13 protein-coding genes are annotated in these 13,469 nt (G+C 31.9%); 8 read left to right on the forward strand and 5 right to left on the reverse strand.

Translation table 11 applies throughout. From position 1 onward, the window contains the following. Positions 1-76: 76 nt before the first annotated feature. Together GQR97_RS19735 and GQR97_RS19310 are read right to left on the reverse strand one after the other, a co-directional pair. Positions 77-253: a hypothetical protein gene (locus GQR97_RS19735; RefSeq protein ID WP_199269889.1), complete on the reverse strand. Its 177-nt coding sequence runs from the start codon at positions 251-253 to the stop codon at positions 77-79. 93 nt (positions 254-346) lie between these two features. Continuing rightward, positions 347-988 carry a peroxiredoxin gene (locus GQR97_RS19310; RefSeq protein WP_158851399.1) on the reverse strand — a complete coding sequence of 214 codons (642 nt, stop codon included), beginning with the start codon at positions 986-988 and terminating at the stop codon, positions 347-349. A 182-nt stretch (positions 989-1,170) separates the two neighbouring features. Here GQR97_RS19310 and fumC point away from each other — a divergent pair, with 182 nt between their 5' ends. After that, complete coding sequence (gene fumC, locus GQR97_RS19315) at positions 1,171-2,568, forward strand: class II fumarate hydratase (RefSeq protein ID WP_158851401.1); 1,398 nt, start codon at positions 1,171-1,173, stop codon at positions 2,566-2,568. Positions 2,569-3,015: 447 nt separating this feature from the next. Here the strand turns inward: fumC and GQR97_RS19320 are convergent, their stop codons facing one another. Continuing rightward, positions 3,016-3,867 carry a DUF2911 domain-containing protein gene (locus GQR97_RS19320; protein WP_158851403.1) on the reverse strand — a complete coding sequence of 284 codons (852 nt, stop codon included), beginning with the start codon at positions 3,865-3,867 and terminating at the stop codon, positions 3,016-3,018. A gap of 325 nt (positions 3,868-4,192) precedes the next feature. On the opposite strand from GQR97_RS19320, the gene GQR97_RS19325 reads away from it, so the two are divergent. Beyond that, positions 4,193-4,408: a hypothetical protein gene (locus GQR97_RS19325; protein ID WP_042498369.1), complete on the forward strand. Its 216-nt coding sequence runs from the start codon at positions 4,193-4,195 to the stop codon at positions 4,406-4,408. A 149-nt stretch (positions 4,409-4,557) separates the two neighbouring features. On the opposite strand, the gene ccsA is transcribed toward GQR97_RS19325, so the two are convergent. After that, on the reverse strand, positions 4,558-7,746 hold the full coding sequence (ccsA, locus tag GQR97_RS19330) for a cytochrome c biogenesis protein (protein WP_158851405.1): 3,189 nt from the start codon (positions 7,744-7,746) through the stop codon (positions 4,558-4,560). 199 nt (positions 7,747-7,945) lie between these two features. Continuing rightward, positions 7,946-8,335, reverse strand: a complete 390-nt coding sequence (locus GQR97_RS19335) for a group III truncated hemoglobin (protein WP_158851407.1) — start codon at positions 8,333-8,335, stop codon at positions 7,946-7,948. A gap of 385 nt (positions 8,336-8,720) precedes the next feature. Between GQR97_RS19335 and GQR97_RS19340 the strand changes: the two genes are divergently transcribed. The 6 genes from GQR97_RS19340 to corA all read left to right on the forward strand — a co-directional run bounded on the left by GQR97_RS19340 (position 8,721) and on the right by corA (position 13,426). Beyond that, the gene (locus tag GQR97_RS19340; RefSeq protein WP_158851409.1) at positions 8,721-9,491 is read left to right on the forward strand and encodes a Rossmann-like and DUF2520 domain-containing protein; all 771 of its coding nucleotides are present in this window, start codon (positions 8,721-8,723) and stop codon (positions 9,489-9,491) included. Continuing rightward, on the forward strand, positions 9,472-10,002 hold the full coding sequence (locus tag GQR97_RS19345; RefSeq protein WP_158851411.1) for a KdsC family phosphatase: 531 nt from the start codon (positions 9,472-9,474) through the stop codon (positions 10,000-10,002). The genes GQR97_RS19340 and GQR97_RS19345 overlap by 20 nt, the downstream gene beginning before the upstream one ends. A gap of 87 nt (positions 10,003-10,089) precedes the next feature. Further along, the gene (locus tag GQR97_RS19350; RefSeq protein WP_158851413.1) at positions 10,090-11,007 is read left to right on the forward strand and encodes a geranylgeranylglycerol-phosphate geranylgeranyltransferase; all 918 of its coding nucleotides are present in this window, start codon (positions 10,090-10,092) and stop codon (positions 11,005-11,007) included. Between the two features lie 108 nt (positions 11,008-11,115). After that, positions 11,116-11,712: a Maf-like protein gene (locus GQR97_RS19355; RefSeq protein ID WP_158851415.1), complete on the forward strand. Its 597-nt coding sequence runs from the start codon at positions 11,116-11,118 to the stop codon at positions 11,710-11,712. A gap of 67 nt (positions 11,713-11,779) precedes the next feature. Continuing rightward, positions 11,780-12,325 (forward strand): mechanosensitive ion channel domain-containing protein, encoded by a 546-nt coding sequence (locus GQR97_RS19360; RefSeq protein ID WP_158851417.1) that lies wholly within the window; start codon positions 11,780-11,782, stop codon positions 12,323-12,325. Positions 12,326-12,358: 33 nt separating this feature from the next. Beyond that, complete coding sequence (gene corA / locus GQR97_RS19365; protein WP_158851419.1) at positions 12,359-13,426, forward strand: magnesium/cobalt transporter CorA; 1,068 nt, start codon at positions 12,359-12,361, stop codon at positions 13,424-13,426. The last annotated feature ends 43 nt before the right edge of the window (positions 13,427-13,469 follow it).

Raw genomic sequence — 13,469 nt, forward strand, 5'->3', positions numbered from 1 at the left:
GTAAGAATTAAATAATTCAAACAAAAAAGGTAGCTCGTTGAGCTACCTTTTTTGTAAATATATTTTCAATTAAATTTTAAGCATTTAATCGTTTTGCTTTCTTTTCTTCTTTAATTTCTTTTATTCTTTCAATTAAAGCACCTCCAATCCAGTAAGGGACTACAAAGGTTATTAAGAAAATCATTAACCAAAACCCTAAAGTTAATATTCCTAAAAATGCTAAAAAGCCTAAATATTGATCAAAATCAAACATAATTGTTGGTGTCTTTTATAAATATGCCACAAATATAATATAAACCATTTTGTTTTCCAATAACAATGTTAACATTTATCAACAGGTTATTCACTAATCTAAATTAGGTTGCGGCGTCATACGTAAATAAGGTTTGACTTCCTTAAATCCTTTTGGAAAAACAGAAGGAATATCTGCAGTTGCAATTGCGGGCACAACTACACAATCATCACCATTTTTCCAGTTTGCTGGAGTTGCCACTTTATAATAAGCCGTTAGCTGAAGAGAATCGATAACCCTCAATAATTCGTCAAAATTTCTACCAGTAGAAGCAGGATAAGTAATTATCAATTTCACCTTCTTATTATTATCAATTACAAAAACCGATCGCACGGTAAGCTTACTATCTGAGTTTGGGTGAATCATATCATAAAGTTCAGAAACCTTTCCATCTTCATCTGCAATAATTGGAAAGTTAACAGTTGTATTTTGTGTTTCATTAATATCTTTAATCCATCCTCGGTGAGATTCTACACCATCTACACTTAATGCTACAACTTTTACATTACGCTTTTTAAACTCATCTGTATATCTTGCAACGGTTCCTAACTCGGTAGTACAAACAGGTGTATAATCTGCTGGATGCGAAAATAATATTCCCCAACTATCACCTAACCATTCATGAAAATTAATTGTTCCTTCAGATGTTTCTGCTGTAAAATTTGGAGCTTCATCTCCTAATCTAATTGTTGCCATTTCTGTTTTGGTTTAAAATTAATCACTATTTAAATTCATTATAAAGATAATTAATTTTTAACGAGACAAATAATTTTAAATCTTATCAATTTGTTAAAAATTAGGCATAATAACTCATCTTTTAAAAGGATAAAACGGCTAAATAAATTAACTTTGTAATTCATAATTAAATCATTATTGCCATGAGTTACAGAATAGAAAAAGATACTATGGGCGAGGTAAAAGTACCAGCCGATAAACTTTGGGGCGCTCAAACAGAACGCTCAAGAAATAACTTTAAAATTGGACCTTCTGCGTCTATGCCCTTAGAAATTGTTTACGGCTTTGCTTATCTAAAAAAAGCTGCCGCTTATACAAATTGCGAATTAGGTGTTTTAGATATTGAAAAAAGAGATTTAATTGCACAAGTTTGCGATGAAATTTTAGAAGGCAAGCTCGACGACCAATTTCCGTTAGTTATTTGGCAAACGGGTTCTGGTACACAGAGTAATATGAATGCTAACGAAGTAATTGCGAATAGAGCACACCAATTAGCTGGAAAAGTTGTTGGTGAAGGCGAAAAAACGATTCAACCGAATGATGATGTAAACAAATCACAATCATCTAACGATACCTTCCCTACTGGAATGCATATCGCAGCTTATAAAAAAATAGTTGAAACTACTATTCCTGGAGTAAAACAATTAAGAGAAACTTTAAAGAAAAAATCTGAAGCTTTTAAAAGCGTTGTAAAAATTGGACGTACGCATTTAATGGATGCAACACCGTTAACGTTAGGACAAGAAATTTCGGGTTATGTAGCACAATTAGATTACGGCTTAAAAGCTTTAGAAAACACTTTAGCACACTTAAGCGAATTAGCTTTAGGAGGAACAGCGGTTGGAACAGGTTTAAATACTCCAAAGGGTTATAGTAAACGTGTTGCCGAATATATTGCAGATTTTACTGGATTACCTTTTATAACTGCTCCAAATAAATTTGAAGCCTTAGCTGCACATGATGCTATAGTTGAAACACACGGTGCATTAAAACAACTTGCCGTTTCTTTAAATAAGATTGCAAACGATATTAGAATGATGGCTTCTGGTCCTCGTTCAGGTATTGGAGAAATTATAATCCCTGCTAACGAACCAGGAAGTTCTATTATGCCAGGAAAAGTTAACCCAACACAATGTGAGGCCTTAACAATGGTTTGCGCTCAAGTTATAGGTAACGATGTTGCTATTTCTGTTGGAGGTATGCAAGGCCATTATGAGCTAAACGTTTTTAAACCTGTTATGGCTGCAAACTTTTTACAATCGGCACAATTAATTGGTGATGCTTGTAAAAGTTTTGAAGAAAACTGTGCTTCTGGTATTGAACCAAACCAAGAAGTAATTACTAAATTAGTAAACAACTCATTAATGCTTGTTACTGCTTTAAACACAAAAATTGGTTACTACAAATCTGCTGAAATTGCTAATACAGCTCATAAAAACGGAACAACTTTAAAAGAAGAAGCCGTTAATTTAGGTTATGTTACAGCCGAAGATTATGATGCTTGGGTAAAACCAGAAGAAATGGTTGGTAGCTTAAAATAATTACCAGTAATATATAAATTTTAAAACCCTCAGGATTGATTTTCAATTCTGAGGGTTTTTTATTATAAAATTATTTCTGAATTAAAAAAGCAAACTCAACCAGCTACAAAATTAAGCATCTACCCTATTCTCGGTTTTTTCGCTCTTTTCCCTGCATTTAATTTGTAGGTATAACTTAGTATAATGTAACGTCCTAAACTTTCCGAAATGGTTTCTTCAAAATAGTTTTATTATACTGATATTTTTAAAATTCATGAAGATAATTTTAATGGCTAAAATTGGAATACTTCATAAATAACAATGACATACTACCAAGATTGTATGCCTAAATAAATTACACACAAAACTTATAGTACATTTTGAAACAAAAAAAGCCCAACGATATAACACCATTGAGCTTTGTTTGTTTCAAAATAGTTGACTCTAATTAAATATCAATAGAGTTAATTATAGTGCTCCCCATTCTTTTAGAGATTCCGTATTCATTTTGATATAACCATCATTTCCTGCTTCTTTAGAAAGAATTAAAGATTGTTTAGCTGCTTTAATTGCACCTTCCTTATCTCCGTTTGCTGCATGAATTAATGCTTGTCTACGTAAATAATAAAAACGAGGTTTCCCTTTTGTCATATCCACAGCTTTATCAATCCATTCTGTAGCTTGTTTCATGTCTTTCCCTTCAGCTAAGTAGTATGCTGCCGCTGCATAGTAATCTCCTTCGCCTGGACCATTCATTACTTTATCAATACCTGCTAAAACAATTTCTTCAGTAGGAACTGTAAATGGTAAAGCCGCATAAGAATTCTCCCAAAGAAGTTCTAAAGTTGCTCCATTATTTGTAATATTGTTAATATCAATAGTAAAAGTTTCTACTACAAAAGGAATAGGTTCAACAACTACTTTCGCAGATGCTACAACTTTGGTATCATCCCATTTTTTTGGAGTTCCCCAATTGCTTGTGTCATTATAAAAAAGAAACTCCCATTCTGTTGCTGAAATTAATCGAGTAAATAAGGCATAAGAACCAGCTTTAACTCTTTTACCTGCAATCTTTATATCATCGCTAAAGGTAATTATAGTATTCTCATTAGCACCTGTTCTCCAAATTGTTCCAAAACTTTCCAAGTCTCCAAAAACTTTACGCCCTTTAACACCTGGTCTAGAATACTCGATAGTTACATCTGTTAATCCAACTTTTTGTTCAAACTTAGCTTTTGGACTAGGTTGTGGAGTTTCAATCTGTGCATTTACAGTATAAACTGTAGTAAATGCTAATAAAATTAATAATAGTTTTTTCATTTTAGTTTTAATTATTTATAAGCTATAAAATTACACATCAAAATACTGATTATTGTTAACAAAAGCTTAAAAAAGCGAAGTAATAAAAAACAAGGTAAACAACCGAAAAACGGCAATTATCAAAACATTAAAAAGAATCCTTGTTTTTTCATTAAAAACTAAAAAATAACCAAAATCTAACATATAAAGTACTCAATCATTAAAATTTAGCTAAATATTTACTATTAATTCAAGAAATTTATAATATTTTATTATATTGTCGAATTGTGAATAATACACAGCGTGTTTTATTACAAAAAATTTATTAGAAAAACGATTATTACATATGGAACTTATTGAAAAAGCGGTTGAATTTGAACAACGCAAACATACTTTTAAAACTACAAGTGAAAGAATAGAAGCTTCAAGAGAAGTTAAAGACCTTATTTTGAGCCTAAACGACGTATACAAAGTTGACAAAGACCAAGAAATCATGGACTTAATGAAGCGATTGACGGCGGTAAAACAAAAAATAGAAAAAAGATTAAAAGGAAGGCCATAAACCAACCTAACTCCTTATTAGTACTATCATAATAGAAAATGCTAATCAAGGAATAATTTACTTTATAAAAAAAAACAGTATTTCATAATTATGAAATACTGTTTTTTTTATTGGCAAAAATTAAGTTTTTGCTATATATATTCTTCTAATTACTTTTTATAATACTTCACATGTCCTCGATAAGCGAAAGCTCCTAAAACAGCCACAATACCACAAGCAATAACAATAAATTTAACACTCACAATTTGATCACCACTAGCGTAACTATGTAGCCCTGCTAAGTAGAAATTCACTCCAAAATAAGTCATTAATATACTAGCAAAAGCTATTATAGACCATAGGTTAAAGAACCAACGCCCTCTTAATCCTGGCACCAAACGCATGTGTATAACAAAAGCATAAATCATAATACTAATAAGCGCCCAAGTTTCTTTTGGATCCCAGCCCCAATAGCGCCCCCAACTTTCGTTGGCCCACATACCTCCTAAAAAGTTTCCTATGGTTAGCATAACCAAACCTACGGTTAAAGCCATTTCGTTTATTACCGTTAGCTCCTTAATGTTGAGTAACATTTTATCTTTATTATCCTTATTGGTGAAAATCATTAAGAATAAAGATACTACTCCTAAAATCATTCCTAAAGTAAAAGGCCCATAACTCGCTACAATTACCGCAACGTGAATCATTAACCAATAACTATTTAATACGGGTTGTAAATTTGCTATTGCTGGATCCATCCAGTTCCAATGTGCAATCATTAAAATCATTGCTGTTACAAATGCAGTTGACGCCATGGTTAAATCACTTTTTCTACCAAAAAGCAATCCGAATAGCATAGTAGCCCAAGCCACATAAATCATAGATTCGTAAGCATCACTCCATGGTGCATGGCCAGATAAATACCAACGTACAATTAAACCTGCTGTATGCAATATAAACAAACCAATAACTATAAACTTAAAGACTTTAATAGCCGTATTTAAACCTTTACTGTGTGATTTAAATATTTGAATAATTAATAATACAAACATTAACGTACCTGCGTACATATACCAACTAAATAATTTTTTAAAAATATCATATTTGTTATATAATACTTCTGTTTTCACCTTTTGATCACTTAACATAACCGAACCACCGTACCTATGCTGTGTATCTTTAAAAGCTTTTAGCAGTTTTGAAGCTTGAGAGAAATCGCCAGATTTTTTAGCTGAATTTAAAGTGTATAAATATGCTAAGAATCCACTTTTTACAAAATTATTGTAAAGTGAATCTTTTATAACCGTTGGATCTTCTTTATAATCGAAATTAGAAATCCATTTATGGTTATCATCATTAGGAATTGGGAATATTTTTAACGAACGTCCTTCAACCGTATTGAATAATAAATTTACACGTTGATCGGCTTCTTTAAATTCTTTCTGAAAACCATTTGGCACTTGCGCTTTGTATGCTTCATCTAAATAAGGTGCTAAAATATACTCTCCCCTTTCGGTGAAAAAATCGGCCAGAGTAGCATATTGTTCATCTAAATCCACACCAATCATATGGCGTATAGAATCGGCCTTTTTAGTTTTTAAGTAAATTATAGGCACATTGTACCATAATTGCGGACTTTCTTGAATAGATAAAAACACTTGGTTGGCATCAAAATTTTCGTAAGAATCATGCTTACTTAACTTTCTCAGCATTTCCGAAGCGTAAGTATTTATAGGCATCATACGCCCGCTTAAATCCTGAATCACCAAATTTCCAAATTCTGATGCATGTGCCTTAGGAGTAATATTAGCTCTTAAAACAGAATCTATTTGTGTTTTTGTAGGTTTGTTATTATGGTTATGCCCGTCGTTTGCCGAATGCTCTTGAGCAAACCCTTGTAATCCAAAACACAGCATAACAACGGCTAAGGTCTTGGCTTTTTTAGCTTTTAACTTTTCGAGTTGCTTTTTTAAATCACCAAAACGAGAATGCTTAGAAAACAAAATCGACATCATTCCAAAATACAGCATAAAATAACCAATATAAGTGATTAACGATCCCCAATAATCATGATTTACAGAAAGTATAGTTCCTTTTTCATCTGGATCGAAACCTGATTGAAAAAAGCGATAACCACCATGATCTAAAATATTATTCATAAAAATTTTATAATCAAAATCACCTTCTTTTTCATCCAAAACAGTTACTTCACTAGAATAAGCAGAATATCCTCTTTCTGTTCCTGGATAACGTTCAGCCTCAAAATCGTTCAATTTAATTGAAAAAGGCAATTCTAATTTCTTAGAACCGTACTTAAAAGCGAAATCTAATCCACCAACCTTTATTTGTTTAAAACTACTGTTTGATCCTTTTCCTCCAAGTAACCCTACATTTTGAGTTTCACCATTAGCAGTAACTTTTAAAACTAGACCATCTTCATTGTTTTTAAGGAATTCTGCTTTTTTAACTACATCAAAAACACCTTTTACAACAGGTTTTGGAAATACAATTTGCATGTTACCAATAGAATACCCAGAACGTAAATGTAAAGGCTGTATGCTATCTTTTACAAGTAAACCTTTAGCACGCGTTGCCATAGTCATGTATTCCCCATCAAAAGGAGAATTAATGGTTAGGTTATCGTTTTCTAAAGTAATATTTATAGCGCCATCGGTTGGTTTATTTAATGCAAATAATACATTGTGCACACTAGATACTTGACCTACTTTTAAGAAATGATTATGCGGACCACTAGTTCCTGCTTCTACTATTTTTAAATAAGATTCGCCGTTTTCGTCTGGAATAATATCTTCCTCTGCTCCAACAATAAATTTTTCTAGTTGAATATTTATTGGCTTTTTATTGTACTCGCTGTTTATGTTAAAATCATTATCTAAACGTCCAGAGAAATCGACTTCATTTTCCAAAACACGACGTTGTGCAACGCCATCTATTTTAAAATCACCATCAATATATGCCGTTATATATGTTTTTTGAGAAAGAAATGAATTTTCAGTTTCACCTTCACGAATGGCCATCATGCCTTCAAAACTGGCATATCGCGTAATAAATGCACCTAAAAGAATAAAAATGAAAGCTAAATGCAGAATGAAAGTTGCCCATTTTTCTTTTTTGTATAATCTAAAACGAAAAATGTTACCAACAAAGTTAATTACAAAAAACACCATAATGCCCTCGAACCACCAAGTGTTGTAAATTAAATTACGTGTATATGGCGTTGGAGACATGTCTTGTCCGGCATCTAAAAAGGTACCTGTTGCCATGGCTGCGGCAAAAGCAAGAAATAATACAGATGTTAAACGCGTTGAAAAAAGTATGTTAGCTATTTTTTTTTGCATAGTTAGGCCTTTTTAAGGTCGTGCAAATTTAATGATTTAAGTTTATTCTAAAGTGTTAAAACTGTGATAAAAAATTGATAAGAAACCATTGAAATATGATGAGAACTACACACCTAAAAATAAAATATTTCTTACAAAAAAAATTAAGTTTTATCATTAAACTCAAGTAAAACAGAAACATTAAGGTCTTAAAATCGAGCTACTTCCCCATTCTAGCTTCAAACATTTTTAAATATAAGAATGATCCCATTTTTCGGGCTTTAAATTTCGCGTTTTGTGCAAAGTCGCCTTCAAAAAGCTCATCGATGGTTTCTAACCAGAGGTTTAGCCAAAGTCCGAAATGGCGTTCACTAATTTTATTTTTATTATCGGCATCTACTTTTATATGAGTTTCAAGCGGATTACCTGTGTATTTTGTTTTTAGAAATAAAGAGGCCTCCCAGAAAGTTGTAAGACGTTCGAGATGGGCATCCCAATCTTTTATAACGTCGTTAAAAAAAGGCGATAAAACTTTATCTTGCCTCACTTTTTTATAAAATGAAGAAACAAGTAAATATACATCTTCGCGGGTTTCGAGATCTTTTTTCATGTTTCAAATTTACTGCTTATTTTATTATTACTGAAAGGTTGACGGCGCTTACATTGATTTTTTTTGATTTAAAAAGAGGTCTAAATAAAAATAAAAAAGCTCCTTCTTTTTTAATTATGAAAAACTAACGGGTAACTGCCAATAAAAATTAATATATAAACTAAAATTTTGTGGCAAGAACTAAATTTCCGAATACATCTGTAAAGAATTGAACGACCTGTTTGAGATCCCCGACCAAAGGAAGGGAGCGAGTAGTGAAATATTTATATTCATGAGTTCTTTAATTTAAAATAGAAATCAACGAATAAAGTCCGACCCTTGGGGTACGCGCAAATTATTTTGATTTATTAATTTGTTATTGATAATTGGTTAGTATTTTTGCAAGATGATTTCAGTAGTAATTTTAGGGGCTGGCAATGTGGCTAGCCATTTGTATAGAGGATTTCGAGAGGCAGATAATGTAACTGTTTCTCAATGGTATAACAGGAGTTTAGATTCGATTTCGGAGCATAGCAACGAGGTTGATATTACAGACGATTTAACGAATTTAAAGCTTGCCGATGTTTATATTTTGGCAGTTAGTGATGACGCTATTGGTGCGCTATCGGAACAACTTCCCTTTGAAGACCGTGTAGTTGTGCATACTTCGGGTGGTGTTGGTGTTTACGATTTAGATAAAAAACACAGACGTGGCGTGCTGTACCCGCTGCAAAGTTTTACCAAGGGTGCGGAATTGGATTTTGCCGATGTACCAATTTGCATTGAAACGATTGATAAAAAAAGTTTCCCGATGTTAAAGGAATTAGCCTTAAGTTTAGGTGGCCCGATACAGAAGGTTAATAGCGACCAACGGCGTGTGCTACATTTGGCGGCTGTTTTTGTGAATAATTTCACGAATCAGTTATATAGAATTGGCCATGAAATTACAGAAAGTGAAGGAGCAGAATTTGATATCTTGAAACCGTTGATATTAGAAACGGCAAAAAAAATAGAGCATTTATCGCCATTTAGAGCGCAAACTGGACCTGCTATTCGCCGTGATAAAAAAACGATTAAAAAGCACTTGAGAATTTTAGATAATAATATTGAGCATAAAAAGATTTACGAACTACTAACATCGTCAATACAGAAAACACATGGAAGAAAAAAGTTATAAAGAATATTTGGAACACATTACAACCTTTGTTTTTGATGTTGATGGGGTACTTACTGATGGTACCGTTTCAGTTTTAACAAACGGAGAAATGCTAAGAACTATGAATGTTAAAGACGGTTATGCCATTAGAGCTGCTGTTGATAAAGGTTATAACATGTGTATTATTTCTGGAGGTAAAAATGAGGGCGTGCGCAAACGATTAGAAGGTTTAGGTATTAAGGATATTTATTTGGGGGCGCAAAATAAAATTGAGCAATTGAATGATTATTTCACGAAAAATGATATTAAATCGGAAAACGTACTTTTTATGGGTGACGATATTCCAGATTACCCTGTAATGAAAGGGATTGGCTTACCTTGTTGTCCGCAAGATGCCGTACCAGAAATTAAAGGTATCTCTAAATATATTTCGCATAAAAAAGGTGGTAAAGGCGCTGTTCGTGATGTTATTGAACAGGTTTTGAAGGTGCAAGGGAAATGGAGTGGTTTTTTCTCTGCTCAGTTTGACTAAAAAAAGAAGACGATTTTCGGGTATGCTTTTTCTCTAAGACTATTGTTCTGTGCCTTTATTCATTTTAACTATTTATTTAATTGATAGATGCTTAACTTATTAAACCTTATTCGTTGGAAGAATTTATTAATGATTGCTCTAGCTCAATTATTATTAAAATACGCACTTTTAGAGCCTTTTGGAATAGCGACGAGTTTGGATGGTTTTGGTATTTTTCTTTTAATTTTTGCCACAATTTGCATTGCTGCAGCGGGCAATATTATTAACGACATTTATGATGTGGAGACCGATTTTGTAAACAAACCACATAAACTTATTGTTGGTAATTCAATTTCGGAAAAAACGGCTTACAACCTATTTATTATTTTTAATATTATTGGTGTTGGTGTTGGATTCTATATTTCGCATTTAGTTGGGAAAAGTCCATTTTTTTCACTTTTTGTTATTATTTCTGCTTTGCTTTACGTTTACGCTACTTATTTAAAACGCACGCTTTTAATAGGAAATATTGTTATTTCAATCTTAGTTGGTTTAAGCGTCTTAATTGTTGGGATTTTCGAATTACTACCTGTACTTACTTTAGAAAACAGAGCCATTCAACTCACTTTTTTTAAAATTATTCTAGACTATGCTATGTTTGCATTTCTGCTTAATTTATTGCGAGAAATCGCCAAAGACTTAGAAGATATCGACGGTGACTACAAAGCAGGAATGAATACTTTACCCATTGCTATTGGTAGAGATAGAACCACTAAAGTCTTATTTGTTTTATCGATAATACCGATATTTTTGATAATTTATTATGTTGTAAATTCGTTATATACAGATATTTTTGCTGCTGGTTATTATATATTTTTTATTATAGGCCCCATAATCTTTACGAGCATTAAATTGTTTAGCGCTAAAACTAAAAAAGATTATCATTTTATTAGTGATTTATTAAAATTGGTTATGTTTTTTGGAGTGCTTTCACTGTTAATTTATTATTTTAATTTGAAAGCTTAACTGTTCTAAATAGTCTACAAGGCCTTTAAAAAACAGGAAAAATACTTTGAATTGAATATAAAATTCATAAGTTAACCCTTTATCATTTCTCAATAACACTATCTAAATATGTTAAAAGAAAAATTAAAAAACTATAATATTATTCTTGCTTCTGGCTCACCACGCAGGCAACAATTTTTTAAAGACTTGGGTTTAGATTTTAAAATTAGACTTAAGCCTGTAAAAGAAGAATATCCAAATCGATTAACTCATTTTGAAATTAGTAATTATTTAGCACAACTAAAAGCACTTCCTTTTAAAGAAGAATTACAAAAAAATGATATTTTAATTACCAGCGATACTATTGTTTGGAACGATAACAAAGCACTTGGAAAGCCTAAAGATGAAGCCGATGCTTTCAATATTTTAAAATCATTAAGTAATAAAACTCACGAAGTGATTACTTCGGTCTGCTTTACCACCAAAACATCCGAAAAAACACTATACTCTATTACTAAAGTTACTTTTAAAGACTTTACAGATGAAGAAATTACTTATTATATAAAAACATCAAAACCTTTTGATAAGGCAGGTGCTTACGGTATTCAAGAATGGATTGGACAAATTGGTGTTACCAAACTAGAAGGCTCTTATTTTAATGTTATGGGTTTGCCAACGCACTTGGTTTACCAAACACTGAATAACATTGCCAATAAACCATTTTAAAAGTAAAATAAAAACACTTGCTGTGCTTTCCAACGTATATTTGCAGCGAATTTTAAAACCTTAAAACATGCAGTTTTTGGATACCTTTCAAAATGAATTAATAAGTACAGCAATTGTACTTATCGTTTTGTTCATTATTAGATATTTAATTCATTTTGCCATTACCAAAATTGGACGTAAAAGCGGTATAAATGACGCCCGAGTTCGCTTAATTCGTCGTTATATTACCGTAACCTTGTTTTTAATAGCAATTTTAATAGAATCTTTTATATTTGGAGCACAAGTCCACGATTTGGCAGTTGTTTTTTCTTCCGTTTTTGCTGTTATTGGTATTGCGCTGTTTGCTATTTGGTCAATTTTAAGCAACATAACTTCTGGTATTATTATGTTTTTCAACTTCCCATATAAAGTGGGTGATAAAATTGAAATTCACGATAAAGATTTCCCTATAAGAGCCATTATTGAAGATATTAGAGCTTTTCAAATTCATTTAAGGTTAGATAATGGCAATTTAGTAACCTACCCTAACAATCTAATGTTACAAAAAGCCGTAACTTTAATTCAAAAAGATGCCATTGATGAGGCTCATGATGACGGCGTAGATGCTATTTAAATAATCTATATCTTTATCTAAATATTTTTCCTAATGGCAAAAACGAGAAAACACAATTATAAAAAAAAGGCAGGCCAAATACCGGGAACAGCTATTTATACCGGTTCAAAATCTTCAGAAAAACTATTTATTGAAGTATTTGATTACAATGAAAAAAGATTTACTGAAAAACATTTAACCGATGTTTCGGAAACCATCCAATACAAAGGAAGTGATTCCATTACTTGGATAAACATAAATGGCTTAAACCATGTTGAAGAAATTGAAAAACTTTCTACGCACTATGAATTTCATCCGCTTGTATTAGAAGATATTGTAAACATTTCTCAACGCCCAAAAATTGATGAATACGACAATTACTTTTTTATTGTTTTAAAGATGCTTTATTATGATAAGGACGAAAAAATAATCTCGGAGCAAGTCAGCTTTATTTTAGGCAAAGACCATGTATTGTCTTTCCAAGAATCTGAAGGTGATGTTTTTGATGCCGTTAGAGAGCGTATTAGACATGGGAAAGGAAGAGTTAGAAACATGAATTCCGACTATTTACTTTATGTATTAATAGATGCTGTAGTGGATTATTATTTCAATATTATAGAAATATTAGGCGATAAAATTGAAGATTTTGAAACTGATATTTTTAATGGAAATGCTACGGAAGATGTAAGTCAGAACATTCAAAATTTAAAACGTGAAATTTTAAAAGTGCGCCGCGCCATTTTCCCACTTCGCGAAGTTATAAACCGTATTGAAAAAACTGACAACGAATTAATTTCAAAACAAACTCTAAATTATTACAGAGATGTTTACGACCATTTAATTCAAGTCGCTGAAAACATCGATATTTACCGCGAAATGATTTGGAGTTTAATGGATATGTACATGACTACCATTAGCAATAAAATGAACGAAGTAATGAAAGTACTTACTATTATGGCTTCCATTTTTATTCCGTTAACATTTATTGCAGGCATTTACGGCATGAATTTCGAAAACATTCCTGAGTTACACTACCACAATTCCTATTACATTCTTTGGTGCGTTATGATTGCTATTTTTATTGGAATGATTATCTATTTTAAACGAAAAAAGTGGCTTTAACTTCAATAAACACATATTAAAACCTATTAGCGACAAACACGGA

Source organism: Algibacter sp. L1A34 (genome assembly GCF_009796805.1).
Classification (GTDB): Bacteria; Bacteroidota; Bacteroidia; order Flavobacteriales; family Flavobacteriaceae; genus Algibacter.